Origin of the sequence: Gluconacetobacter azotocaptans, from assembly GCF_014174355.1 — a bacterium.
Taxonomy (GTDB): domain Bacteria; phylum Pseudomonadota; class Alphaproteobacteria; order Acetobacterales; family Acetobacteraceae; genus Gluconacetobacter; species Gluconacetobacter azotocaptans.
In genome coordinates, this window is sequence record NZ_JABEQF010000004.1 from 250,432 (window position 1) to 275,429 (window position 24,998).

Annotated in this window: 19 protein-coding genes and 2 tRNA genes; 11 read left to right on the forward strand and 10 right to left on the reverse strand. The window is 67.2% G+C overall.

The annotated features are described in order from the left end of the window. Positions 1 to 67 precede the first annotated feature (67 nt). Positions 68 to 331 carry a DUF1150 family protein gene (locus tag HLH34_RS07060; RefSeq protein ID WP_182940351.1) on the forward strand — a complete coding sequence of 88 codons (264 nt, stop codon included), beginning with the start codon at positions 68 to 70 and terminating at the stop codon, positions 329 to 331. 61 nt (positions 332 to 392) lie between these two features. Here the strand turns inward: HLH34_RS07060 and hpf are convergent, their stop codons facing one another. From hpf to HLH34_RS07105, 9 genes are all read right to left on the reverse strand, one after another. Continuing rightward, a complete protein-coding gene (gene hpf / locus HLH34_RS07065) occupies positions 393 to 980 on the reverse strand; it encodes a ribosome hibernation-promoting factor, HPF/YfiA family (RefSeq protein ID WP_183118889.1) in 588 nt (195 codons plus the stop codon). 88 nt (positions 981 to 1,068) lie between these two features. After that, on the reverse strand, positions 1,069 to 2,460 hold the full coding sequence (rpoN, locus tag HLH34_RS07070) for an RNA polymerase factor sigma-54 (RefSeq protein ID WP_183118890.1): 1,392 nt from the start codon (positions 2,458 to 2,460) through the stop codon (positions 1,069 to 1,071). Positions 2,461 to 2,471: 11 nt separating this feature from the next. Beyond that, positions 2,472 to 3,230 carry an LPS export ABC transporter ATP-binding protein gene (gene lptB / locus HLH34_RS07075; protein ID WP_183119014.1) on the reverse strand — a complete coding sequence of 253 codons (759 nt, stop codon included), beginning with the start codon at positions 3,228 to 3,230 and terminating at the stop codon, positions 2,472 to 2,474. A 35-nt stretch (positions 3,231 to 3,265) separates the two neighbouring features. Next, positions 3,266 to 4,228, reverse strand: a complete 963-nt coding sequence (locus HLH34_RS07080) for an LptA/OstA family protein (RefSeq protein WP_183118891.1) — start codon at positions 4,226 to 4,228, stop codon at positions 3,266 to 3,268. Next, a complete protein-coding gene (lptC, locus tag HLH34_RS07085; protein WP_183118892.1) occupies positions 4,225 to 4,995 on the reverse strand; it encodes an LPS export ABC transporter periplasmic protein LptC in 771 nt (256 codons plus the stop codon). The genes HLH34_RS07080 and lptC overlap by 4 nt, the downstream gene beginning before the upstream one ends. Then, on the reverse strand, positions 4,992 to 6,047 hold the full coding sequence (locus HLH34_RS07090; protein ID WP_183118893.1) for a KpsF/GutQ family sugar-phosphate isomerase: 1,056 nt from the start codon (positions 6,045 to 6,047) through the stop codon (positions 4,992 to 4,994). Before HLH34_RS07090 ends, lptC begins: the two co-directional genes overlap by 4 nt. A gap of 70 nt (positions 6,048 to 6,117) precedes the next feature. Continuing rightward, positions 6,118 to 6,750 (reverse strand): ribonuclease D, encoded by a 633-nt coding sequence (locus HLH34_RS07095; protein ID WP_183118894.1) that lies wholly within the window; start codon positions 6,748 to 6,750, stop codon positions 6,118 to 6,120. 269 nt (positions 6,751 to 7,019) lie between these two features. Further along, positions 7,020 to 7,106, reverse strand: a tRNA-Leu gene (locus HLH34_RS07100). Positions 7,107 to 7,321: 215 nt separating this feature from the next. Further along, positions 7,322 to 7,408, reverse strand: a tRNA-Leu gene (locus tag HLH34_RS07105). A 209-nt stretch (positions 7,409 to 7,617) separates the two neighbouring features. Here HLH34_RS07105 and HLH34_RS07110 point away from each other — a divergent pair. From HLH34_RS07110 to HLH34_RS07130, 5 genes are all read left to right on the forward strand, one after another. Then, complete coding sequence (locus HLH34_RS07110; RefSeq protein WP_183118895.1) at positions 7,618 to 8,541, forward strand: complex I NDUFA9 subunit family protein; 924 nt, start codon at positions 7,618 to 7,620, stop codon at positions 8,539 to 8,541. 207 nt (positions 8,542 to 8,748) lie between these two features. Further along, positions 8,749 to 10,203 (forward strand): NAD(P)-dependent oxidoreductase, encoded by a 1,455-nt coding sequence (locus tag HLH34_RS07115; RefSeq protein ID WP_183119015.1) that lies wholly within the window; start codon positions 8,749 to 8,751, stop codon positions 10,201 to 10,203. Continuing rightward, positions 10,203 to 14,741, forward strand: a complete 4,539-nt coding sequence (gene gltB, locus HLH34_RS07120; protein WP_183118896.1) for a glutamate synthase large subunit — start codon at positions 10,203 to 10,205, stop codon at positions 14,739 to 14,741. Before HLH34_RS07115 ends, gltB begins: the two co-directional genes overlap by 1 nt. Before the next feature lie 147 nt (positions 14,742 to 14,888). Continuing rightward, positions 14,889 to 16,757, forward strand: coding sequence for a M3 family oligoendopeptidase (locus tag HLH34_RS07125; protein ID WP_183118897.1), 1,869 nt, complete (start codon positions 14,889 to 14,891; stop codon positions 16,755 to 16,757). Position 16,758: 1 nt separating this feature from the next. Further along, a complete protein-coding gene (locus tag HLH34_RS07130) occupies positions 16,759 to 18,123 on the forward strand; it encodes an ABC1 kinase family protein (RefSeq protein ID WP_183118898.1) in 1,365 nt (454 codons plus the stop codon). An 18-nt stretch (positions 18,124 to 18,141) separates the two neighbouring features. Here HLH34_RS07130 and HLH34_RS07135 read toward each other — a convergent pair whose 3' ends face one another. Then, the gene (locus HLH34_RS07135; protein WP_183118899.1) at positions 18,142 to 18,954 is read right to left on the reverse strand and encodes an exonuclease domain-containing protein; all 813 of its coding nucleotides are present in this window, start codon (positions 18,952 to 18,954) and stop codon (positions 18,142 to 18,144) included. 119 nt (positions 18,955 to 19,073) lie between these two features. Between HLH34_RS07135 and uvrB the strand changes: the two genes are divergently transcribed. The 5 genes from uvrB (at position 19,074) to HLH34_RS07160 (ending at position 24,952) form a co-directional block, all read left to right on the forward strand. Continuing rightward, entirely contained in the window at positions 19,074 to 21,329 is a 2,256-nt protein-coding gene (uvrB, locus tag HLH34_RS07140) for an excinuclease ABC subunit UvrB (protein WP_183118900.1), read from the forward strand. A 42-nt stretch (positions 21,330 to 21,371) separates the two neighbouring features. Continuing rightward, on the forward strand, positions 21,372 to 22,259 hold the full coding sequence (locus HLH34_RS07145) for an aldose 1-epimerase (RefSeq protein WP_183118901.1): 888 nt from the start codon (positions 21,372 to 21,374) through the stop codon (positions 22,257 to 22,259). A 31-nt stretch (positions 22,260 to 22,290) separates the two neighbouring features. Then, positions 22,291 to 22,851, forward strand: coding sequence for a transcription elongation factor GreB (gene greB, locus HLH34_RS07150; protein WP_183119016.1), 561 nt, complete (start codon positions 22,291 to 22,293; stop codon positions 22,849 to 22,851). Between the two features lie 92 nt (positions 22,852 to 22,943). After that, complete coding sequence (gshB, locus tag HLH34_RS07155; protein WP_183118902.1) at positions 22,944 to 23,942, forward strand: glutathione synthase; 999 nt, start codon at positions 22,944 to 22,946, stop codon at positions 23,940 to 23,942. Positions 23,943 to 24,220: 278 nt separating this feature from the next. Further along, complete coding sequence (locus HLH34_RS07160) at positions 24,221 to 24,952, forward strand: class I SAM-dependent methyltransferase (protein ID WP_183118903.1); 732 nt, start codon at positions 24,221 to 24,223, stop codon at positions 24,950 to 24,952. Positions 24,953 to 24,998: the final 46 nt, after the last annotated feature.

A 24,998-nucleotide genomic window follows, 5' to 3' on the forward strand; every position in this document is an offset into this window, starting at 1 on the left:
GTCGCGGCCACAACGGGACAGGGGCATCGCCTCATGGCGGGATGGTCCGGTCCGGAGGTTCCTAATCATGAGAATTACGACCCAGAACGGCCGGGTGGTGCTTCAGCCGGACCAGGCGCAGCTTCCCGGTGACGTCCGCCACCTGACGGACACCCAGCTTCTGTCCCTTGGCGTGTCGCGGGTGGCCTATATCAAGGCCGTGGTGATCGAAGGCCAGGATGTCTTCGCCATCCATGCCGCGGACGGCACGCCGATGGCCCTGACCGACGATCAGGACACGGCGATCGAAGCCATTCTGCAACATGAAATGGTGCCGGCCCTGGTACACTGACGGGTGCACTGACCGGCTTGGCACCCCCGGGTGATCCTCGGGGGTGCCGGCATGACGGGTTTCAGGCGGGGCTGGGGTCCAGCCACCCGATATTGCCGTCTTCACGTCGATAGATGACGTTGATCTGGTCGCTGGTGCTGTTGCGGAACATCAGCAGCGTGCAGGCGGCCAGATCCAGCCGCATGACGGCCTCGCTGACGCTCAGCGTCGCGATTTCGGCGACACGCTCCGCCACGATGGTGGCGTGGGGGCCGGTTTCCTCGGCCGCCGCGCCGTCCTGCACACGTCCGGTATCGGAGGGACGCAGGATGTAGTTGCGTCCGACCTCGGGCGATTTTCGCCGGGGAAGCGCGCGCAGATGGTCGTTCACCCGGCCGCGATAGCGCCGCAGCCGGCGCGCCATGTGCTCGGCGGCGTCATCGAATGCGCCATGGGCATCGTTGGCCTCGCCTTCGCCGCGCAGGGTCAGCCCCGGGGCAGCATGAAGATTGATGTCGCAGGTGAAAAACGACCGGGCGCGGCTGAACGTGACCTGGGCATCCAGCGCCCGGCCGAAATACTTGTCGGCAAGATGGTCGAGATGGGCAGTGACCCTGTGCTTCAAGGCGTCGGAGAGGTCGATCTGCTTTCCAGCGACACTGATCTGCATAGTGACGTCACTCCTTGCATGGAGGATGCCTCCAGAGCCGGGGGAGCCGGGCCGGCGGCCTGTTCCGCCGAGGCCGTCCGTCGGGGCGTCAGGCTCTGAAAGCCTTTTCCCGTTTTCTCTGCACCGAGCTGGGTATCTTCAGTGCATCCCGGTATTTGGCCACGGTTCGCCGGGCGATGTCTATTCCTTCCTCGCGCAGCAGGGTCACGATTGCATCGTCGGACAGGATGGCATGCCCCGGCTCGGCGGCGACCAGCGCACGGATGCGATGACGGATGGCCTCGGCGCTGTGGCTGTCGCCGGACAGGCCGGGCACGGCGGTGGTGAAGAAATATTTCAGTTCGAAGATTCCGCGCGGCGTCGCGATGTATTTGTTGGCGGTCACACGGCTGACGGTGCTCTCGTGCAGGGCCACGTCGTCCGCGATATCGCGCAGCACCAGCGGGCGCAGATGCCCGACGCCCCGGTCCAGAAACCCGTCCTGCCGCCGCATGATCGCCGTCGCCACCCGGATGATCGTATCCGCCCGCTGTTGCAGGGCGCGCACCAGCCAGGTGGCATTGGCCAGCCGTTCGCTGAGGAACCTGCGCTCGTCCTGGCGCCCCGCGCGCAGGGTCATGCGGGTGTCCAGCGTTGAATTGACCACCACGCGCGGCGTCGTCGCGGGATTGAGCTCCAAGACCCAGCCCCCGTCCGGTGCGGGATGCATCAGCACGTCGGGGACGATCGGCACGGCGGGGGGATGATCGGCATCGCGTCCGGGGTAGGGCGACAGCGTCCGCAATTCCGCGATCATGTCGGCCAGATCCTCGGTATCGACCCCGCAGATCGCCTGCAACTGGCGCATGTCGCGGCGTGCCAACAGGTCCAGATGCTTCAGCAGCGCGGCCATGGCGGGGTCCAGGCGATTGCGTTCGCGCAGTTGCGCGCCGAAACACTCGCCCAGATCGTAAGCGAACAGGCCCGTCGGTTCGAACCGCATCATGGCCTGGCGAACGCGCTCCACCCGTTCGGGGGGCGTTCCCAGCATCAGGGCCGTCGCCGCGCTGGTGGCGGGCAGGCGCCCCGCATGGTCCAGCAACGTGATGAGATGGGTGCCGATCAGCCGGTCTCCGGCATCGAACGACGACAGGCGCACCTGCTCGGCCAGCCGGTCGGCCAGGGAAGGGGGCGGGCAGACCAGCATCTGCGCCTGGTGGTCGGACAGCGTACCGTCATACGGGCGGCGGGCATGTGTCTGCCAGGGCGGGGAGAACGCGCCGCCTTCGCTCGCGCGGGACGCCTGGAGCGTGTCGGCCGGCCCCGGCAGGTCGTCCGTGCGATCGCCGGGCTCCAGTAGCGGATTGCGCTCCACCTCGGTCTCGATGAAGGCGCAGGCGTCAAGGTTGGACAGTTGCAGAAGCAGGATGGCCTGCCGCAATTGCGGCGTCATGAGCAGGGATTGGGCCTGCCGTAGCGCCAGCTTGGGGCCGATCGCCATGGCGCCCGGAATCAGAGAGAGAAATTTTCCCCGAGGTACACCCGCCGAACGTCCTCGTTGGCGACGATTTCCTCGGGCCGGCCCTCCATCAGGACCTGGCCGCTGTGCATGATATAGGCCCGGTCGATGACTTCCAGGGTCTCGCGCACGTTATGGTCGGTGATCAGGACGCCGATCCCACGATCCTTGAGGTGCGACACCAAGTCGCGGATTTCGCCCACCGCGATCGGGTCGATGCCCGCCAGCGGTTCATCGAGCAGGATGTAGTGCGGCTGGCTGGCCAGCGCGCGGGCGATTTCCAGCCGCCGCCGTTCGCCGCCCGACAGGGCCAGCGACGGGGCGCGCCGCAGGTGCGAGATGCCGAATTCCCCCAGCAGCCCGTCCAGCAGCGCCTCGCGCCGGTCGGGATCGGATTCCACGACCTCCAGGGCGGCCATGATGTTCTGCTCGACGTTCAGGCCGCGAAAGATGCTGGCTTCCTGCGGCAGATAGCCGATGCCCAGGCGGGCGCGGCGATACATCGGCAGTTGCGTGATGTCGGCGCCATCCAGAGTGATTGTGCCGGTGTCCGGCTGCACCAGCCCGACGATCATGTAGAAGCTGGTGGTCTTGCCTGCGCCGTTGGGGCCAAGCAGGCCGACGGCTTCGCCCCGGTGGACCTGGATCGACACGTTCCGGACCACCGGACGTTTCTTGTATGTCTTGCCGATTCCGCTGGCGATCAGGCCGGGCAGGGCCGGGGCCGTGCCATCGGCCTGGGTGGACAGCATGTGCGCGTCGCCGACCAGGTCGTAGGGAATGTCGTTCATCGGCCCGGCCCCTTGGTGTTGCCGGCCTCGTTGGGGACGACCAGCCCGCTGACGCGCCCACCCGGCCGTTCGGTCATCGTGGCGATTCCGGTGTGCATGTTCACGATTGCCGCGGCTCCGTTGATCTGGTTCTGGCCCCGTGTGATGTGGACATTGCCGACGATCCGCGCAATCCCGGTGTCGGGGACGTAGACACCCCGGTCCCCGGTCACCGTCTCGGTCTGGGTGCGGACGAAGACGTGGCCGAACGCGTTTACTTTTTCCAGCTTGCCCGAACTGGTCAATGGGTCCGCCCCGGGTTTCGCGGGGATGGGGGCCGGCGTAGCCGGCGCCTTCGGTTGGGACGGCGCGCTGTAGCCGACCAGCACGTCCGCCCGGATCTGGCGTCCGTCATTGGTGGTAACCAGGGCATCGCCCCGCCCGACCGACATGCGGGTCTGGGAATAATATTCCATTGAATCCCGCGCGGTCAGCACATCCTGGGGCGTCGTCAGTTTCAGGGCCTTCCCCGTCATGACAAGGACCGCCTGGTCGATGTCATAGATCGCCTTGTCGCCCCAGGCCTGGTCGGTGTCGGTGAAGACGTGGACATGGCCGACGGCCATCAGCCGATAGACTTCGTTCGATCCGGAATCGGCGCTGCCCGGTCCCTGTGTGCCTGATGCCTGGACGGCCGGTGCCGGGGGCGTCGCGGCACCGGCAGCAGCGGCCTTCTTGCGGTAGAAGGCAATCAGCCGGTCCCCTGTCACGGTAACATTGCCACGGACGGCCTGCGCCCGATCGTAGGCCGTCACGGTCTGGGCCTTCTGGTCCCAGTCGAATCCTCCGGCGGCGGTCACCGTGATCTGCCCGCCATGCGACAGGTCGATCGCCTGGGCCCGCGCCGGACCGGCCGGCAGGGCGCAGGCCACGAGGCCGCCGAGCACGAACGCGGCGGCGACCTTGAGGTGGGCGGTCATCGGGGGGGCTCCGTCGTGGGGGGGTGAGCATGGGCGTCGTCATTCAGGATCAGCCGTCCGGGACCGCGGAACTGGCCGATCCCTTCATGCTGGGACAGCAGGAAGCCCTGGGCGTCCAGCACGCCGAAAGGTCCTTCGGCATGGACCCATTGGTCGGACGCGACAATGCCCTCTTTCAAGTTCATGTCGGCGATGGGACCGTTCAGGATCGCGCCGTCCGCGCGGTAGAGCACCACGTCATGCGTCAGGTCCAGCAATTGTTCACGCTGCATGTACACGCCGTCGTCCGCGCCGATCATGATCCAGTCGCTGCCCGACATCAGGCTGTCGGCGGTCGGCCTGGTCAGGTTGATCCGATCGGGCGAGACCTGCTGGGCTTGTTCGGCAGTGATCATGTAGGGCCGCCCATGGTCGTCCAGGCCGCGATAGGTCGCGCCGAGCATGTTGCCGCTTTCGACATGCAGGCTTTCCATTTCCTGGAGCGCGCTGCGCTGGGCGTTCATCAGCCGGTCGATGGCCGGCCATGCGGCAATGGACCCCAGCAGCGCCAACGCCGTCGCCGGCAACGCCCATTTCGCCCATCGCACCAGCTTGCGCCGCCGGGCGAGAGTGGCCGGATCGGGCATGTGCCGGGCCTTGGCCGGCTGTCGATGCAGGGCGCTGCGCTGGCGCGCCATGTCGGCTGCCGACCGAGCGAAATCGCTGCGTTGCGGCGCGATGCGCTCGTCGTCCGGGGGCTGGGTATCCACGGGGGGGGATCCGGTCATGCGACGCCCGCCCGCAGCAGATCATGGATGTGCAGGATGCCGATCGGCATGCCCGACTGGTCCAAGACAAACAGGCTGGTGATGGGGCGCGCCCGCGCATTCATCAGGCGCAGCGCGTCGGCAGCCAGCGCATCGGGGCCGGTCGTCAGGGGCGACAGATTCATGATGTCGGCCGCGTAGGTGCGTTCCAGATTCCGGTCCAGCGCGCGGCGCAGGTCGCCGTCGGTGATCAGGCCGCATAGCTGGCCATCCGGCCCGACCACGCCCATGCAGCCGAACGCCTTGCGCGTCATCTCCATGATAACCTGGCGCAGCGTGATATCCGGCGTCCCGATCGGCATGGCGGCACCCCGGTGCATCAGGTCGCCCACCCGGCGCAGCCGGGCGCCCAGGCGGCCCCCCGGATGGAAGATCCCGAAATCGGTGGCGGTGAAGCGCCGCCGTTCCAGCAGCACCACCGCCAGTGCGTCGCCCAGCGCCATCTGCATCGTCGAACTGGTGGTGGGCGCCAGGCCCATGGGGCAGGCCTCGGGCGCCTGGGGCATGACCAGCGCGATATCGGCCGCCAGGGCCAGGGTCGAATCGGCCTGGGCCGTTATCGCCGTCAGCAGCAGGCCGAAACGACGGGCGTGGGCCACGACGTCGGCCAGTTCCGGCGTTTCGCCCGAATTGGACAGCGCCAGGATGGCGTCGCCCGGCTGGATCATGCCCAGGTCGCCGTGCGACGCCTCGGATGGATGAACGAAGACCGACGGTGTGCCCGTCGATGCCAGGGTGGACTGGATCTTTCGCCCTACATGGCCGGACTTGCCGATCCCGGTGACGACGACGCGCCCGGTCAGCGCCGAAAACGCCTCGACGACGCGCAGGAAGGCGGTGCCCAGTGCCGGCCTGTTCCCTTCGGCCCCGGCCGCGCGCAGCGCCGCGGCCATGCGGGACAGGCCGTCGCTTTCGCTGGCCAGCACCCGGCATGCGGCGTCGATGTCGGACGGACTCCGGTCTCGGCCCGGGGCGGGGCCGGCGATGCCATCAGGGAAGGCGGAATGGGTCATGCCGCGTGTGTATCGCCATGAAGGTGCCTACCGTCAAATGGAACCGGACGGCACGGCTGAGCGCGTCGCGTCATGCACGGTGGGCGAAGATGTCCGGCTCTTCGTAGCCCAGCAGGTCCAGCCGCGCCCGCGCGGGCAGGAAATCGTAGCATGCCTGCGCCAGTTCGCGGCGTCCCTCGCGGTGCAGCAGGGCTTCCAGCTTCTCCCACAGGGCGTGCAGGTGCAGGACGTCGGAGGCAGCATAGGCCTGTTGTTCCGGCGTCAGCTCGGGCGCGCCCCAGTCGGACGTCTGCTGCTGCTTGCTGAGGTCGACGCCCAGCAATTCGCGGCATAGATGCGCCAGGCCGTGGCGGTCGGTGAAGGTGCGCACCAGCTTGGACGCGATCTTGGTGCAGATGACCGGCGCCACGGTGATGCCCAGCGTATGCTGAAGGAGCGCCACGTCGAAGCGCGCGAAATGCATCAGCTTGGTGACCGACGGGTCCGACATCAGTCGCGCCAGGTTGGGGCTGGCCGTGCCCGGCAGGATCTGCACCAGATGGGCCTGCCTGTCGCCGGCCGAGATCTGGACCAGGCACAGCCGGTCGCGATGGGGGTTGAGGCCCATGGCCTCGGTATCCACGGCGATTGATCCACCGAACGTCACATTGTCCGGCAGGTCGCCCCGGTGGAACAGGATGGAGGCGGATGTCGCGGCGCTCATGCCCATATCCCCCGGGTGCGGACTGCCGGGGGATGGGCGGGGCGACGATATGAAACGGGGAGGAAGACCATGAACCTCATCCAGATACGCGACGGCGGTTCCGCGAAAAAAGGGCGGCGGAACCTGTCTGTCGTCGTGTACACCAAATCGTACCGGGGCGCACACGCTGTTGTGCGACCACCAACAGTCCGCCGCGCCGCACGGGACGCATGATCGCGCCGTCCGGCCGGACCTGGCCATGCAGGCCGTATCATGCTGTCGGAAAACGATGGTGCCCAGAAGAAGACTCGAACTTCCACGACCTTTCGGCCACAGGTACCTGAAACCTGCGCGTCTACCAATTCCGCCATCTGGGCACAGAGGCTCCCCGTTTCCGGGGTGGTGAGGGGCGTTTACTCCGGAACGGCAGGGGGGTCAACAGGGCCTGCCGGATCGTTCCGCATCCGATCCATCATCCTCCGGACAGGCATCGGAAATGCGTCCCGGGCGCATGCCTGCGGCGTCGGACATGCCAACGCCGACGAGCCGCCTGGGAGGCGGTCGCCGGTCGGCGTGCTATGCTTTTTTAGGATGGTGCCCAGAAGAAGACTCGAACTTCCACGACCTTTCGGCCACAGGTACCTGAAACCTGCGCGTCTACCAATTCCGCCATCTGGGCTCAGAGGCTCCCCGTTTCCGGGGTGGTGAGGGGCGTTTACCCCGCCGCATGGGGGTGGTCAACACGGCTTCGACGATTCGTGTCGTTTTTGTTGCGACGCCGCCGCGCACGCCGGATGGCCGGCAGAGCTGTGTGGCGGGCGTGTCCGATGACGTGGACAGGCGTTATGCTGTCCCGCCCATCCTGACGGGCGATTGGGGGGACAAAAAATGGCGACGCGAAAAGTGGCCGCAATTGTCGGCGGAACCGGATTCCTGGGACGTCATGTGGTCCGGCGACTGGCCGACGACGGATATATCGTCCGTGTGGCCGCCCGCCGGGCCGACCGGGCGGCGTCGCTGCGCCCGCTGGGCGATGTCGGGCAGATCGTCCCGCTGGGCGCCTCGATCCTGGATGAGGAGTCGCTGGTCCCGGTGGTCGAGGGGGCACACGTGATCGTCAATCTGGTCGGGATCCTGGCGGAGCGCGGGCGGGCGACATTCCAGGCGGTGCATGTCGACGGCGCGGGGCGCATTGCCCGGCTGGCCGCCTCCGCCGGGGTCGAGCGGCTGGTGCATGTCTCGGCCATCGGAGCGTCGCCCGACAGTCCGTCCGCCTACGGCCGCAGCAAGGCGGCGGGCGAGGTCGCCGTGCTGCGCAACATGCCCGAGGCGACGATCATTCGTCCTTCCATCCTGTTCGGGGCCGAGGACCGGTTCACCAACCTGTTCGCCACGCTGGCGCGCTACAGCCCCATCCTGCCGGTCTATGGCGCGGCCACGCGGGTCCAGCCCGTCTATGTGTGTGACGTCGCCGAAGGGATCCGCCGGGTGCTGGCGTCCGGCGGCCATGCCGGCGAAATCTACGAATTCGGCGGCCCGGCGGTGTGGACGATGGAGGAGGTCGCCCGCTGGGTGATGGCGGCGATCGGGCGCCGCCGGCCGGTGTTCCGGGTGCCGGACCTTCTGGCCCGGTGGCAGGCGATGTGGCTGGAGCATCTGCCCGGCCGGCTGCTGACGCGCGACCAGCTGGCCATGCTGTCGGTGGACAATGTGATCGCCGAAGGCACGCGGGGGCTCGGCCTGCTGGGGATCGAGGCGCTTCCGATTGAATTGATTGCGCCTTCGTACTTGCAAAGATATAAAATTATATAAGGGCGCCAGAACAGGGCATTAAAATGATATTTGTCCCGAACCGGACCTTTATCGAAGGGATGTTCGGGCTTTGATTTTTCCGTCGCCGACCGTTTTTTCATAAAAGGACAGCACTACTGTCTTTAATGGATCGGTCGCCTGTCGTAGGTGTTCCGCCCAATGGGCGCCGGCCGTATCGAGCGCCTGCCGTTTGCCGGGGGAAAGCCGATGGCCGAGCGCATGCTGAAATTCGTCTCTGTGGCGCAGGGCCAGCCGGACAAACGTCCAGCCGCCGAGCGCAGCACCGATTTCGACGAGATCTACCGATCCTTCGCCGTGGCGCAGGCCGAACAGCAATCCAGCCGCTGTTCGCAGTGCGGGGTGCCGTTCTGCTCGATTCACTGCCCCCTGGGCAACAACATCCCGGACTGGCTGAAGATGACGGCCGAGGGGCGGCTGGAGGAAGCCTACGCCCTGTCGTCGGCGACCAACAATTTCCCCGAGATCTGCGGCCGCATCTGCCCGCAGGACCGCCTGTGCGAAGGCAATTGCGTGATCGAGAAAGGGTTCGAGAGCGTCACCATCGGCGCGGTCGAACGCTTCATCACCGACACCGCGTTCGCCAGCGGCTGGGTCGAGCCGATCCGCCCGCCGGTGGAACGCGCCCTGTCGATCGGCATCGTCGGCGCGGGGCCGGGCGGTCTGGCCGCCGCGATGCAGCTCCGCGAACAGGGATATCAGGTCCATGTCTACGACCGGTACGACCGGGTGGGCGGGCTGATGGTCTACGGCATTCCGGGCTTCAAGCTGGAAAAGGACATCGTTGCCCGTCGTCATCTGTACCTGGAGGAATCCGGGGTGAAGTTCCATCTGGGTCTTGGTGTCGGCGACCGGGACGAGGACGGACAGATCGCCTTCGCCACCCTGCGCGACCGCCATGATGCGGTACTGATCGCGACGGGCGTCTACAAATCGCGCGATATCGGCGGCCCCGGTGCCGGCCTGGGCGGCATCGTCAAGGCGCTGGACTACCTGACCGTGTCGAACCGCCTGTCGCTGGGCGACACGGTCGAATCGTTCGAGAATGGCGAGCTGAATGCGGCAGGCAAGTCGGTGGTCGTGATCGGCGGCGGCGACACCGCCATGGACTGCGTCCGCACCGCCATCCGCCAGGGTGCGAAATCGGTGAAGTGCCTGTACCGGCGCGACCGCGCCAACATGCCCGGCTCGATCCGCGAGGTGAAGAACGCCGAGGAAGAGGGGGTGGAGTTCGTGTGGCTGGCGGCCCCCGAGGCGTTCCGGGGCGAGGGCACCGTCAGCGGCGTGCGCGCGTCACGGATGAAGCTGGGCCTGCCGGACGCGACGGGACGCCAGTCGGTCGAACCGGTCGAAGAAAGTTCGTTCACGCTGGAGGCCGACCTGGTGATCAAGGCGCTGGGCTTCGACCCCGAGCCGCTGCCCACCCTGTGGGGCCAGCCGGACCTGGCGGTGTCACGCTGGGGGACGCTGCGCGTCGACCACGAGACTTTCATGACCAGCCTGCCGGGGGTTTTTGCCGCGGGCGATATCGTGCGGGGGGCCAGCCTGGTGGTCTGGGCCATCCGTGATGGACGGGATGCCGCGGCGCAGATGCATCGTTGGCTGAAAAACACGGCGCCGGCGCGCGCCCAGGCGGCGGAGTGATGGACATGGATCGATTCAGCGGGGATCGGAACGACGCATTCGTCGCCGACTGGCACGACAACGCACGGGCGATCAGCGGCCTGTATGACCCGTCGCAGGAGCACGATGCCTGCGGCGTCGGCCTGGTGGCGTCGCTGGACGGCACCAAGCGGCGCGACGTGGTCGAGGCCGGCATCGCGGCCCTGAAGGCGGTGTGGCATCGCGGCGCGGTCGACGCCGACGGCAAGACCGGCGACGGCGCGGGCATCCATGTCGAAATCCCGCAGGATTTCTTCGTCGATGCCATCCATAGCGGCGGCGAGGGATGCGTCGACAGCCAGATCGCGGTCGGCATGGTCTTCCTGCCCAAGACCGACCTTGCGGCGCAGGAGCGCTGCCGCCAGATCATCGAGACCGAGATCCTGGCATTCGGCTACGGCATCTACGGCTGGCGGCAGGTGCCCATCGACACCGCCTGCATCGGCGAGAAGGCGAACGCTACCCGGCCCGAGATCGAACAGATCATGATCCGCAACCTCCTCGGCACCGACGAGGAGACGTTCGAGCGCGACCTGTACGTCATCCGCCGCCGGATCGAGAAAAGCGCGATCGCCCATCAGGTCGATCTGTACATCTGTTCGATGTCCTGCCGATCGATGATCTACAAGGGCATGTTCCTGGCGGAGAACCTGACGGATTTCTATCCGGACCTGCTGGATGCGCGGTTCGTCAGCCGGTTCGCGATCTATCATCAGCGTTATTCGACCAACACCTTCCCGACCTGGAAGCTGGCGCAGCCGTTCCGCCGCCTGGCGCATAACGGCGAAATCAACACCATCTCGGGCAACATCAACTGGATGAAGAGCCACGAGACCCGGCTGGCCGACCCGGCGCTGGATCCGTACATGGAGGATCTGAAGCCGGTGGTGCAGGCCAGCGGGTCCGACACGGCGACGCTGGACAACGTGTTCGAACTGCTGACCTTCGCGGGGCGGGACGCGCCGATGGTCAAGGCGCTGATGGTGCCGGCCAGCGTGGGCGAAAACTCGGCCATGCCGCAGAAGCACAAGGACATGTACGCGTACTGCAACGCGGTGATGGAACCGTGGGATGGCCCCGCCGCCCTGTGCGCGACCGACGGCCGCTGGATCGTCGCCGGGCTGGACCGCAGCGGCCTGCGCCCGCTGCGCTACACCCTGACGTCGGACGGCCTGCTGATCGTGGGTTCGGAAACCGGCATGGTGAAGGTGCCCGAGGCCGAGATCGTCCGGCGCGGGCGCCTGGGGCCGGGGCAGATGATCGGCCTCGATATGCACGAGGCCCGCCTCTACGGCCACGAGGCGCTGCTGGACCAGATCTGCGCGCGGCAGGATTTCGGCGCCTGGGTCAAGCACATCCAGAAGATCGGGTCGGTGGTGCGCGCCGACGTGCAGGAACCCGTGCTGTACGGCCGCGACGAACTGCGTCGCCGCCAGATGGCGGTCGGCACCACGCTGGAGGAACTGGAAACCATCCTGCATCCGATGGTCGAGACCGCGGCCGAGGCGATCGGGTCGATGGGCGACGACGCGCCGCTGGCCGTCCTGTCGGCGCGCTATCGGGGGCTTGCGCATTATTTCCGCCAGGCGTTCAGCCAGGTCACCAATCCGCCGATCGACAGCCTGCGCGAAACCCGGGTCATGAGCCTGGTCACGCGGCTGGGGAACCTGGGCAATATCCTCGACGAATCCGAGAGCCAGTGCGACCTGCTGCAACTGCCCAGCCCGGTTCTGACGACGGGTGAGTTCAAGGCCCTGCTGGCCTTCTGCGGCGACAGCGCGTGCGTCGTCGACTGCACCTTCCCCGCGGCCGACGGCGAGGCCGGGCTGCGTGACGCGATCACCCGGATCCGGCAGGAGGCCGAGGATCGCGTGCGCGAAGGCTGCACCCACCTGTTCCTGACGGAAGAGGCGCAGTCGGCCGAGCGCGCCTACATCCCGATGATCCTGGCGACGGCGGCGGTGCATACCCATCTGGTGCGCCAGTCGCTGCGGACCTTTACCTCGCTGAACGTGCGTTCGGCCGAGGCGCTGGACGTGCATGCCATCGCGGTGACGATCGGTGTCGGCGCGACGTCGGTCAATCCGTACCTGGCGCAGGAAAGCATCGCGGACCGCCAGCGGCGCGGCTTGTTCGGCGATATCTCGCTGCGCGAGGCGGTGGAACGCTACCGCAAGGCGGTGGACAAGGGCCTGCTGAAGGTCATGTCCAAGATGGGCATCTCGATCGCCGCGTCGTATCGGGGCGGCTATAATTTCGAGGCGATCGGCCTGTCGCGCGCCCTGGCGGCGGAGTTCTTCCCCGGCATGCCGTCGCGCATTTCTGGCATCGGCCTGTCCGGTATCGCCACCAACGTGCTCAGTTTCCACGAAACGGCGTGGAACCGGACGGTCACTGCCCTGCCGGTCGGCGGGCAGTACAAGCTGCGGCGCAGCGGCGAGGTGCATGCCTTCGACGGCAATCTGATCCACATGCTGCAGACGGCGGTGGCGACGGACAGTTTCTCGATCTACCGGCGCTATGCCGACGCGGTCCGGCGCATGCCGCCGGTGGCGTTGCGCGACCTGCTGGATTTCCGGGGTGGCCGGACGCCGATTCCCGTCGAGTCGGTCGAAAGCATCACGCAACTGCGCAAGCGGCTGATCGCGCCGGGTATTTCGCTGGGCGCACTCAGCCCCGAAGCGCATGAAACCCTGTCGATCGCCATGAACCGGATCGGCGCCAAATCCGATTCCGGCGAGGGGGGCGAGGACCCGTCGCGGGCGCGTCCGCGCGCCAACGGCGACAACGCATCCTCGGCCATCAAGCAGATCGCCTCGGGCCGGTTCGGCGTGACGGCGCAGTACCTGAACGACTGCCGCGAGATCGAAATCAAGATGGCGCAGGGCGCCAAGCCGGGCGAGGGCGGGCAGTTGCCCGGCTTCAAGGTCACCGGCCTGATCGCCAAGCTGCGCCACGCGACGCCGGGGGTGACGCTGATTTCGCCGCCGCCGCATCACGACATCTATTCGATCGAGGATCTGGCCCAGCTCATCTACGACCTGAAGCAGATCAACCCCGAGGCGACGGTGACGGTGAAGCTGGTCGCCCGGTCGGGGATCGGGACGATCGCGGCGGGCGTGGCCAAGGCTAAGGCCGATGCGATCCTGATTTCGGGCCACAGCGGCGGCACCGGCGCCAGCCCGCAAAGCTCGGTCAAATATGCCGGCCTGCCGTGGGAGCTGGGCCTGGCGGAGGCGCATCAGGTGCTGATGCTGAACCGCCTGCGCCACCGGGTGAAGCTGCGCACCGACGGCGGGCTGAAGACCGGCCGCGACGTGGTGATCGCGGCGATGCTGGGGGCCGAGGAATTCGGCATCGGCACCGCCAGCCTGGTCGCCATGGGCTGCATCATGGTCCGGCAGTGCCATTCCAACACCTGCCCGGTGGGGGTCTGCACCCAGGACGACGATCTGCGCGCCAAGTTCGAGGGAACGCCGGAAAAGGTCATCAACCTGTTTTCGTTCATCGCCGAGGATGTGCGCAACATCCTGGCGTCGCTGGGTTTCTCCAGCCTGAACGAGATCATCGGCCGCACCGACCTGCTGCGGCAGGTTTCGCGCGGCGCGGACTACCTGGACGATCTGGACCTCAACTCGCTGCTGGCGCAGGCCGATCCGGGGCCGCATGCCCGCTATTGCACCCGCGAGGGCCGCAACGAGGTGCCCGAGACGCTGGACGCCCAGATGATCGCCGACGCGCGGCCGCTGTTCGACCATGGCGAGAAGATGCAGCTGCATTACAACGTACAGAACACGCACCGGGCGATCGGCACGCGCATTTCCTCGCTGATCGTGCGGCAGTTCGGCATGGAGCGGCTGGCGCCGGGACACCTGACGGTGCGCCTGCGCGGTTCGGCCGGCCAGTCGCTGGGTGCCTTCGCGGTGCGGGGGCTGAAGCTGGAGGTCCTGGGCGACGCCAACGACTATGTCGGCAAGGGCCTGTCGGGCGCGACCATCGTGGTGCGGCAATCCCCGTCCTCGAACCTCGTGTCGAACGAGAACGCCATCATCGGTAATACGGTGCTGTATGGGGCCACGGCCGGGGCGCTGTATGCGGCCGGCCAGGCGGGCGAGCGGTTCGCGGTGCGGAATTCCGGCGCCGTCGCGGTGGTCGAGGGCTGCGGGTCGAACGGCTGCGAATACATGACCGGTGGCACGGTCGTGATCCTGGGCGAGGCCGGCGACAATTTCGGCGCGGGATTCACCGGCGGCATGGCCTTCGTCTATGACGAGCACGATACGTTCGAGCAGCGGATCAACCCCGACACCCTGCTGTGGAGCCGCGTCACCGACCCGAAGTGGGAGGCGACGCTGCGCGAACTGGTGGAAACCCACGCGCGCGAGACGCACAGCCGCTATGCGGCGCTGCTGCTGCACAAGTGGGACCAGATCCTGCCGCGCTTCTGGCATGTCGTGCCGCGGGAATATGCCGGGATCGTCGGCTACAGCCCGGCGGTCGAGGCCGCGCGCAGCGCCTGATCCGGCGGCCGGGGAAGGGACCTTCCCCGGCCGTTTTCACGCACCCCGCGCGGCGGGGTCGCGCCGGACGGGATTAGGCATTAGATTCCCCCCATCATGATGGTCGCCGCATGCCGATGCGCGACGCTTGCAAGGTTGGGGGCTCCGATGCCTGAACAGACGCTTCTTTCACCGTGGGTCGAGGGTTTCCCGATGCGTGCGGCTCCGGTTCGCATGGCCCCGGTTCGCGATGGTGGGGATGGGGGCGCGGCCGCCACGGTCGGCGACCTGCCGCGCTGGGACTTGTCCGACCTGTATGACAGCCCTGATTCCGACAGGCTGCGCACCGACCTGGCCCAGGCCGCGTCGGATTCCGAGGCGTTTTCCTCTGCCTGGCGGGGGCGCCTGGCAGGGGCGTCGGCGGCCGCGCTGGCCGAGTCGATCGCCGAATACCAGCGAATCGACGAAATCCTGGGGCGGGCGGCGTCCTATGCCCAGTTGCTGTTCTCGGGCGATTCGTCCGATCCGGCGATCGGCCGGTTCTCGCAGTCGATCAACGAACGGCTGACCGAGATTTCCACGCACCTGCTGTTCTTCACGCTGGAACTGAACCGCATCGGGGACGACGATCTGGCGGCGCGGCTGGCCGACCCGGCGCTTGCGGCCTGGGCGCCGTTCCTGCGTGACCTGCGCGTCTTCCGTCCGCATCAATTGTCCGACGAGGTCGAACAGGTCCTGCACGAGAAATCGGTGACCGGGGCCACCGCCTGGTGCCGCCTGTTCGACGAGACGATGGCCGCGCTGCGCATTCCGCTGGATGGGCGCGACCTGACAGTGGGCGAGGCGCTGAACCGCCTGTCCGACTCCGACCGTGCGGTGCGCGAGCGCGCGGCAAAGGCGATCGGCACGGTCTTCGGCGACAATATCCGCCTGTTCTCGCTGATCACCAACACGCTGGCCAAGGACAAGGCGATTTCCGACTCGCTGCGCCACTATCCGCGCCCCGGGTCCTACCGCAACCGCAGCAACATGGTGGAGGATGAGGTCGTCGACGCGCTGGTACAGGCGGTCACCACCGATTATCCGCGCCTGTCGCATCGCTATTATCTGCTAAAGGCGAAATGGCTGGGGCTTGAAAAGCTGGAGCACTGGGACCGCAACGCCCCGCTGCCGGCGGCCGACGACCGCGTCATTCCGTGGGACGAGGCCACACGCCAGGTTCTGTCGGCGTACGAGGGCTTCGACCCCCGCATGGGCGAGATCGCGCGCCGGTTCTTCGACCGTCCCTGGATCGACGCGGTGCCGTCGCCGGGCAAGGCATCGGGGGCCTTCGCCCATCCGACCGTGCCGTCGGCCCATCCATACCTGCTGCTGAACTATCACGGGCGCACGCGCGACGTGATGACCCTGGCGCACGAACTGGGTCACGGCGTTCATCAGGTCCTGGCCGCGCCGCAGGGCTACCTGATGTCGGGCACCCCGCTGACCCTGGCCGAGACCGCCAGCGTGTTCGGCGAGATGCTGACCTTCCGGGCCCTGCTGGACGCCGAAACCGATCCGGTCCGCCGCCGCCTGATGCTGGCGGGCAAGGTCGAGGACATGCTCAACACCGTCGTGCGGCAGATCGCCTTCTACCGGTTCGAGACCCTGGTGCACGACGAACGGCGCTCGGGCGAGCTGCTGCCCGAACGTCTCGGCGCCCTGTGGCGGCAGGTCCAGACCGAAAGCCTGGGGCCGGCGTTCACCTTTACGCCGGAATATGACGTGTACTGGACCTATGTCCCGCATTTCGTCCATTCTCCGTTCTACGTCTACGCGTATGCGTTCGGGGATTGCCTGGTGAACGCGCTGTACGGTGTGTTCCGGTCCGGACATCCGGATTTCCAGGACAAGTACATGGACATGCTGCGCGCGGGCGGAACGAAGCGGCATCGCGACCTGCTGGCCCCCTTCGGGCTGGATGCGGCCGACCCCGGGTTCTGGCGCAAGGGGCTGGACGTGATTGCCGGATTTATCGACGAGCTGGAGCGTGCCTGACGTGGCGGAAGAACGGGATCTCGACAACACTGGCCTGTTCGGGGAAATCCGCCGGATGGTGCGCACGTCCGGCGCGGTCGGCGGCATCGCGGCGCGGATCGCCGGGCACAAGATGGGGCTTCGCTCGGACCACAGCGCGCATGCCGGCGACCTGAAATCCATCCTCGGCGGTCTGAAAGGCCCGCTGATGAAGGGCGCGCAGCTGCTGTCCACCATTCCCGGCGCGCTGCCCGAGGAATACGCCATCGAACTGGCGCAGCTTCAGGCCAACGCGCCCCCGATGGGATGGAGCTTTGTGCGCCGCCGCATGGCCACCGAACTCGGTCCCGACTGGGAACGCCGGTTCCGCTCGTTCGAGCGGGACGCGGCGGCGGCGGCCAGCCTGGGGCAGGTGCATCGCGCCGTCCTGCCCGACGGGCGGCGGGTGGCGTGCAAGCTGCAATATCCGGACATGCAGGCCACGGTCGATTCCGACCTGCGGCAGTTCCGCATGGCCGTCGGCCTCTATTACCGGATCGACAGCACCATCCAGCAGGACGACGTGCTGGTGGAACTGACGGCCCGCCTGCGCGAGGAACTGGACTATACGCGCGAGGCCGCGAATTTGCGCCTCTACGGGCTCATGCTCGCCGACCAGCCGGATGTCAGCGTGCCCGCGCCGGTCGAGGAACTATCGACGCGGCGGTTGTTGACGATGGACTGGCTGGATGGTCGGGGCGTGCAGTCGGTCCTGGACACCGGCCCGTCGCAGGATCAGCGCAATGCCATGGCGCGCGCGCTGTTCCATGGCTGGTACGTGCCGCTCTACCGTTACGGCGTCATTCATGGCGACCCGCACATGGGCAATTTCACCGTGCGGGACGATTACGGGCTGAATTTGCTGGATCTGGGCGCGATCCGGATCTTCCAGCCGCGCTTCGTGCAGGGGATCATCGACCTCTATCGCGCGCTGGAGCGGAATGACGAGGATCTGGCCTATCACGCCTACCAGGCCTGGGGCTTCGTCAACATGTCGCGCGAGACGATGCGGGTGCTGAACGAGTGGGCGCGCTTCATCTACGAACCGCTGATGCAGGATCGTGTCCGCCCCATCCAGGAAGACGACGATCCGCAATTCGGCCGCGCCGTGGCGGAACGGGTCTACGCCGGCCTGAAGCGTACGGGCGGCGTGCGGCCGCCGCGGGAATTCGTTCTGGTCGACCGGTCCGCGATCGGGCTGGGCAGCGTCTTCCTGCGATTGGGCGCGCGGCTGAACTGGTACCGCATGTTCCAGGAGCTGATCGCCGATTTCGACGCCGCGCAGCTTGCCGCCCGGCAGCAGGACGCCATGCGTGCGGCCCGGGTGCCGACCCCTATCGAATCCTGACCCTCGCCCGCAGGTCCGTCACAGCGGCAGGCAGGGCTGGGTCGGTCGGTCCGGCGCCCCGGCGTGCGCCGTGCCGCGCCGGCGGGCCTGTTCGGTCCGCACGGTGAAGGCCAGGTCGGGGCTGCGTCCCCGGTCCGCCATGACGAGGCGGTCCAGATCCTCCGCCTCCAGATGCCGGATCCGTCGCCCGCGCAACGGGCCGTGCGGTACTTTCGCCAGCAGGGCGGGTTCGCGCGACCAGCGCAGCAATGTCTCGACCGGGGCCAGGGCCAGCATGTCGCGCAGATGATGGGCGGTGACATAGGCGTCCGGCCCGGCACGGTGCGCCGGATGGCCCAGCGCGCGGTCCAGCCCGGTGGGGCGGCGGGAATAGCGCAGGCCCTGGTTCGAATGTCCCGGCTCGTCCGGCCACAGCCGCAGCGCGCATTTATAGGTGCAGATCCAACGCGGCCCCGTGCCTCGCACGACGGGCAGGCTGCCGTGGATCCATCGTTGCTCGAACGCCGCGCGATGGGCGGCGAAGGCGACAAGCGGTGCCTGCGGACGCAGGATCGCGGGTGCGACAGTGGTGAAGGGCGGGGCGTCGCGCACATCGTCGTCAGTGATGTGATGGATCGCCGACGTCGCCGGCGTGATCGGGCCGCCCGGATGGGTCAGGCAGGCCAGGGGCGGACCTGAGAGGGTCCACGTCCCGTCGGCCGTGCACCGCAGGTCCTGCCAGCCGATTTCCACGATGCCGCCATCGGACACGTCGCGCCCGCTGGTTTCCAGGTCGATGACACGGATGATGGGGCCTCCCGGCCCGCCGGCATCTGGGGAAAAGGCTCTCATTTTTTCAGTGTAGGAGGACCAGCCGGCATGCCAAGGCCGAATCGGCGGGCGGCGGCGGGGAGGGGCATGCGTGCGATGGCCCTTGCGCCCGGTCGCGGCAGTCGCCAGATTCCATATCCATGGCCCAATCCGCCCGAAAGAAGACGCGCCGTCCCGATCCGTCGGAAGACATCGTGACCTTCCAGCCCGAACGTCAGCCGCCCAAGGAAAAGACGCGACGGCTGACGATCGTCTCGCCCTACGAGCCGGCGGGGGATCAGCCGCAGGCGATTTCCGAACTGGTGACGGGCGTCGAGGGGGGCGAGCGCGACCAGGTCCTGCTGGGCGTGACCGGGTCGGGCAAGACGTTCACGATGGCCAAGATCATCGAGGCGACGCAGAAGCCCACTCTTGTGCTGGCCCCGAACAAGACCCTGGCGGCGCAGCTTTACGGCGAGATGAAGCAGTTTTTCCCCGACAATGCGGTGGAATATTTCGTCAGCTACTACGATTACTACCAGCCCGAGGCCTACGTGCCCCGGTCGGACACGTATATCGAGAAAGACAGCCAGATCAACGAACAGATCGACCGGATGCGTCACGCGGCGACCCAGGCGCTGCTGGAACGCAACGACGTCATCATCGTGGCCTCGGTCTCGTGCATCTACGGTATCGGCTCGGTCGAGACCTATTCCCGCATGGTGGTGCGCCTGGAGGCGGGCGGCGAGATCGACCGCGACAAGCTGGTCAAAGCGCTGGTGGAACTGCAATACCGGCGCAACGATGCGGCCTTCCAGCGTGGCACCTTCCGCGTCCGGGGCGAGAGCGTGGACGTCTTCCCCGTGCAGAACGAGGACCGGGCCTGGCGGATTTCGCTGTTCGGGGACGAGATCGACGCGATCATCGAATTCGATCCCCTGACCGGGGACAAGACGGGCGATCTGCAAGAGGTCAGCATCTACGCCAACAGCCATTACGTGACGCCGCGCCCGACGCTGAACCAGGCGGTCATCGGCATCAAGCATGAATTGCGCCAGAGGCTGGCCGAACTGACGGCCGAGGGAAAACTGCTGGAGGCCGAACGGCTGCAGCAGCGCACGACCTTCGACCTGGAAATGATCGAGACCACCGGCGTGTGCAAGGGAATCGAGAACTATTCCCGCTACCTGTCCGGCCGCAAGCCCGGCGAGCCGCCGCCGACCCTGTTCGAGTACCTGCCCGAAGATGCGCTGCTGATCGTCGATGAAAGCCACGTCACGGTGCCGCAGATCGGCGGCATGGAACGCGGCGACTTCGCGCGGAAATCCATCCTGTCGGAATTCGGCTTTCGCCTGCCGTCCTGCCTGGACAACCGGCCGCTGAAATTCGCGGAATGGGACAAATTCCGCCCGCAGACGCTGTTCGTCAGCGCCACGCCGGGGCCGTGGGAAATGGAACGGGTCGGCGGCGTGTTTGCCGAACAGGTCATCCGCCCGACCGGCCTGATCGACCCGGTGACCGACGTGCGCCCGGTGGAACGGCAGGTGGACGATCTTCTGGCCGAATGCCGGCTGACGATCGCCGCGGGCGGGCGCATCCTGGTCACCACCCTGACCAAGCGGATGGCCGAGGACCTGACCGATTACATGAACGAGGCCGGGATCCGCGTCCGCTACCTGCATTCCGACGTGGATACGCTGGAGCGGATCGAGATCATCCGCGACCTGCGGCTGGGGGCGTTCGATGTCCTGATCGGCATCAACCTGCTGCGCGAGGGGCTGGATATTCCCGAATGTTCCCTGGTCGCCATCCTGGATGCGGACAAGGAAGGGTTCCTGCGGTCCCGGACGTCGCTGATCCAGACCATCGGCCGGGCGGCGCGCAACGTGGACGGGCGCGTGCTGCTCTATGCCGACAAGATGACGGACAGCCTGCGCTACGCCATCGAGGAAACCGCCCGCCGGCGCGAGAAGCAGTCGGCCTGGAACACCGCCCACGGCATCACGCCGCAATCGGTCCGCAAGCAGATCGGCGATGCCCTGTCCTCGGTGTTCGAGCAGGACTACGTCACCGTCACCCCGGTGAAGGGCGAAACCATCGGCGAATTCGTCGGCAAGGATCTGGGCAGCACCATCGCCGAGCTGGAAAAGCGGATGCGCGCGGCGGCGGCCGACCTGGAATTCGAAACCGCCGCGCGTCTGCGCGACGAGATCAAGCGGCTGGAGGCCCTGCAACTGGGCCTGGAAGCGCCGCCCGCGCCGGTATCGACCGCCGGCGTCGCGGGCAGCACCGGACGCCCCCCGCGGCGGGGAAAGGGCAAGGTGCCGGAACCGCTGGGACCTGGCGGCGGCGGTTACGACCCCGACAAGGGGCGCGGATCGCGCAGGCCGGGCGGGGGCCGCCGCGCGTCGCGCTGAGGTCACGGCGCGGCGGCCGAGGGAAAAGAAGGTAGGGATGGAATGATCGAACTGGCTGCCGGCAATGCCCGGCTGGGATTGCTGCCCGACCTGGGCGGAGCGATCGCCCACTGGACCAGCGGCGGGACCCAGTTGCTGCATCCCGTCCGCGACATGAACCTGCTGGCCCAGAAGGGGCGGCGTGTCGCGGGCTATCCCCTGCTGCCGTTTTCCAATCGCGTGGCCGACGGCCGGTTTCATTTCGAGGGGGAGGATTACCAGCTCTCGCCCAATTTCGGGGGCGAGAGCCACGCCATCCACGGCAACGGGTGGGAACATGCCTGGGAGCTGGAACTGCTGTCCGATGCCAGCGCGACCCTGGTGCTGTCCTGGCATCCGCCGCACGGCGCGTCGATGGTGGAATGGCCGTTCGCCTATTACGCGCAACTGCGCTTCGACCTGCGGGAAGACAGCCTGTCGATCGGCATGCTGATCGAAAATACCGACAGCCGGCCGCAACCCGTGGGGATGGGATTCCACCCCTATTTCCCTCGCCGCAGCGGCCTGCGTCTTGGGTTCTGCGCCGACACCGTCTGGACCAGCGACGAGCGGAACCTGCCGTCGCTGCGCGTGCCGGCGACGGGCGACTGGTCGTTCGAGCATATGCGCGAGGTCGACGGGCAGGCGATCGACAATTGCTATGCCGAATGGCCGGGCGCCGCCTTCCTGCGCTGGCCCAACGAGGGGCTGGCCCTGACGGTCGAGGCCGGCGAACCCTTCCGCCACCTTGTGCTGTTCACCCCGCCGGACAAACCCTACATCGCGGTCGAACCGGTCTCGAACATGAATGACGGGCTGAACCATCCTGGCGTCGTCGATCGCGGCGTGCGGGTGCTGGCGCCCGGCGAGAAGCTGGAGGGACATATCCGCTTTGTGCTGACGGCGTGCTGAGGCAGAATGCCGCCCCATGACGCATGACGATATGGACGACGCGAACGACGAAGACGATGTCCCGCGCCGGCTGGCCGGCGTGTCGCGCTACGTCACCCCGGCGGGCATGGCGGCGATGCGCGCGGAACTTGCTTCGCTGATGCGCGAGGAACGGCCCCGGATCGTGGATATCGTGTCGTGGGCGGCCGGCAATGGCGATCGTTCGGAAAACGGCGACTATCTTTACGGCAAGAAGCGCCTGCGCGAGATCGATCGCCGGGTGCGTTTCCTGACCCGACGGATCGAGAAGGCCATCGTGGTCGATCCGGCGGCCCAGACGCAGCGCGACCGGGTGTTCTTCGGCGCCACCGTGTCCTACGTGACCGAAGCGGACGAGGAACGGACCGTGGCCATCGTCGGCGTGGACGAGGCCGATCTGGCCGCGGGCCAGGTCAGCCTGGCATCGCCGGTGGCCCATGCGCTGCTGGGCGGACGGGTGGGCGACGAAGTCCGGCTGCTGACCCCGTCCGGCCCGGAAATGATCGAAATCCTGCGGATTGCCTACCCGGCGTGCGATGTGCCGGACCGATGCGCATCGGCCCCGGCGGTATGAGGTTTCTCAGTGTCCCGAAACTCGACTAAAAGGCAGGGGCGGATGGCGATTGCCGTCATCCCAAGCCCGAATCGCGTCCGGAGGTTTCGTCCATGTCCCGCCCGTTGAAGGTTGCCGTTCAGATGGACCCGCTTGGCGGGATCGACATCAACGGTGATTCGACCTTCGCCCTGATGCTGGAGGCACAGGCGCGGGGCTATGAACTGTTCGTCTACCAGGTCCAGGGCCTGAGCCTGCGCGAGGGACAGACGCGGCTGGGCGGCGCGCGCGCCGAACGCCTGACGGCCCGGGCGCGTCCCGCACGCGTGCAGCGCGTGGCCGGCGACCATGCCGTCCTGGGCGAGGAACGGATCCTGGACCTGTCGGACATGGACGTGATCCTGATGCGGCAGGATCCGCCGTTCGACATGGCCTACATCACCGCGACGCATATGCTGGAGCATGTGCATGGCACAGGCCCCGGCCGCGCGCTGGTGGTGAATGACCCGGAATCGGTCCGCAATGCGCCCGAAAAGCTGCTGGTCACGCATTATCCGGACCTGATGCCGCCCACCCTGGTGACATGGGATGTCCAGGCGATCCGCGATTTCAGGGCCGAATGGCGCGACATCATCGTCAAGCCGCTGTTCGGCAATGGCGGGGCCGGCGTATTCCGCCTGCGCGAGGACGACGAAAACCTGAATTCCCTGCTGGAGATGCATTTCGCCCGCTCGCGCGAGCCGCTGATGATCCAGCGCTACGAATCCGCCGTCCGGCGCGGCGACAAACGGATCATCCTGGCCGACGGCGAGCCGATCGGCGCGATCAACCGGGTGCCGGCCGAGGGCGAAGCCCGGTCGAACATGCATGTGGGCGGCCGCGCGGTGAAGGTCGAACTGACCGCCCGCGATCGCGAGATCTGCGCCGCCATCGGCCCGATGCTGCGCGAACGCGGCCTGATCTTCGTGGGGATCGACGTCATCGGCGACTGGTTGACGGAAATCAATGTGACCTCGCCCACCGGCCTTCAGGAAATCGACCGGTTCGACGGCATCAGTTCGGCCGGTCTGATCTGGGATTGCATCCTGCGCCGTCTGGCGGGTCAGGTCTGATCCCGTGAGGACGGGCGCGTTTTTTCTGGGACGGGATCTTCGCGGATGAAGCGGTTGTCGAACCATTCCCATAACGCCTTGCGCCAATGGAAAATGATGAGTCCGCACCACAGGATGCTGCTCAGGACGATCAGAAACGATCTTAGCGACGGCATGCGCGATATTCCCCGTGGTCTTCACCCTGACAGGCGGGAGGGCAGGTAATTTCCGTGCGCAAGCGTACATTGGATCGACTGCCACTTGAAGAGAGCCGCCCGGCAGGGCAGAGAGGAAGCCTGATGAGCGAAGTTCTTCAAGAAGCACCCGCCGAGACGGGGACCGGGGTCGCAGGCGGTTGCGTGCCGACCCCGCGTGCCGCACTGGATGCCGAGGCGGTCAAGGCCGCCTATCGCCGCTGGGCGGGCGTCTACGATACCCTGTTCGGCGGTGTTTCTGCCTTCGGACGCAAGCGCGCGGTTGCGGCGGTCAACGCCCTGCCGGGGACGGCGGTGCTGGAAGTCGGGGTGGGCACTGGCTTGGCCCTGCCGCACTACCGGTCCGACAAGCGCATTACCGGCATCGACCTGTCGGGCGATATGCTGGATCGCGCGCGCCAGCGCGTCGCGCGGCTGAACCTGCGCAATGTCGACGCCCTGCTGGAAATGGATGCCGAGGAAACGCGCTTCGCCGACGGGTCGTTCGACATCGCCGTGGCGATGTTCGTGGCCTCGGTGGTGCCCCATCCCCGTCGCCTGTTGTGCGAACTGAAGCGGGTGGTCCGTCCGGGCGGGCATATCCTGTTCGTAAACCATTTCCTGGCGACCGGCGGTGTACGCCTGGCGGTGGAACGCGGCATGGCGCGGGCGTCGCGCTCGCTGGGCTGGCATCCCGATTTCGCCATCGAATCGCTGTTGCCGCCGGCCGATCTGGCACAGGCCACCATCCGGCCGGTGCCGCCCGCCGGCCTATTCACGCTGGTGTCGCTGCGCCGCGACGGCGAACTGCAGCCGGTCGAGGCGCTGGTCGCCTGATCCCCGCGCCTGCCGCCCGGCACGACCCGAATAATGGTCATGCCTG

Coding starts and splice junctions, on each gene's coding strand:
- HLH34_RS07160 (WP_183118903.1), top strand. CDS start 24,221: ATGAGCGAAGTTCTTCAAGAAGCACCCGCCGAGACGGGGACCGGGGTC.
- HLH34_RS07145 (WP_183118901.1), top strand. CDS start 21,372: ATGATCGAACTGGCTGCCGGCAATGCCCGGCTGGGATTGCTGCCCGAC.
- HLH34_RS07090 (WP_183118893.1), bottom strand. CDS start 6,047: ATGACCCATTCCGCCTTCCCTGATGGCATCGCCGGCCCCGCCCCGGGC.
- lptB (WP_183119014.1), bottom strand. CDS start 3,230: ATGCTGTCCACCCAGGCCGATGGCACGGCCCCGGCCCTGCCCGGCCTG.
- greB (WP_183119016.1), top strand. CDS start 22,291: ATGGACGACGCGAACGACGAAGACGATGTCCCGCGCCGGCTGGCCGGC.
- gltB (WP_183118896.1), top strand. CDS start 10,203: ATGGACATGGATCGATTCAGCGGGGATCGGAACGACGCATTCGTCGCC.
- HLH34_RS07095 (WP_183118894.1), bottom strand. CDS start 6,750: ATGAGCGCCGCGACATCCGCCTCCATCCTGTTCCACCGGGGCGACCTG.
- gshB (WP_183118902.1), top strand. CDS start 22,944: ATGTCCCGCCCGTTGAAGGTTGCCGTTCAGATGGACCCGCTTGGCGGG.
- HLH34_RS07125 (WP_183118897.1), top strand. CDS start 14,889: ATGCCTGAACAGACGCTTCTTTCACCGTGGGTCGAGGGTTTCCCGATG.
- HLH34_RS07110 (WP_183118895.1), top strand. CDS start 7,618: ATGGCGACGCGAAAAGTGGCCGCAATTGTCGGCGGAACCGGATTCCTG.
- HLH34_RS07060 (WP_182940351.1), top strand. CDS start 68: ATGAGAATTACGACCCAGAACGGCCGGGTGGTGCTTCAGCCGGACCAG.
- hpf (WP_183118889.1), bottom strand. CDS start 980: ATGCAGATCAGTGTCGCTGGAAAGCAGATCGACCTCTCCGACGCCTTG.
- rpoN (WP_183118890.1), bottom strand. CDS start 2,460: ATGGCGATCGGCCCCAAGCTGGCGCTACGGCAGGCCCAATCCCTGCTC.
- HLH34_RS07080 (WP_183118891.1), bottom strand. CDS start 4,228: ATGACCGCCCACCTCAAGGTCGCCGCCGCGTTCGTGCTCGGCGGCCTC.
- HLH34_RS07115 (WP_183119015.1), top strand. CDS start 8,749: ATGGCCGAGCGCATGCTGAAATTCGTCTCTGTGGCGCAGGGCCAGCCG.
- HLH34_RS07135 (WP_183118899.1), bottom strand. CDS start 18,954: ATGAGAGCCTTTTCCCCAGATGCCGGCGGGCCGGGAGGCCCCATCATC.
- uvrB (WP_183118900.1), top strand. CDS start 19,074: ATGGCCCAATCCGCCCGAAAGAAGACGCGCCGTCCCGATCCGTCGGAA.
- lptC (WP_183118892.1), bottom strand. CDS start 4,995: ATGACCGGATCCCCCCCCGTGGATACCCAGCCCCCGGACGACGAGCGC.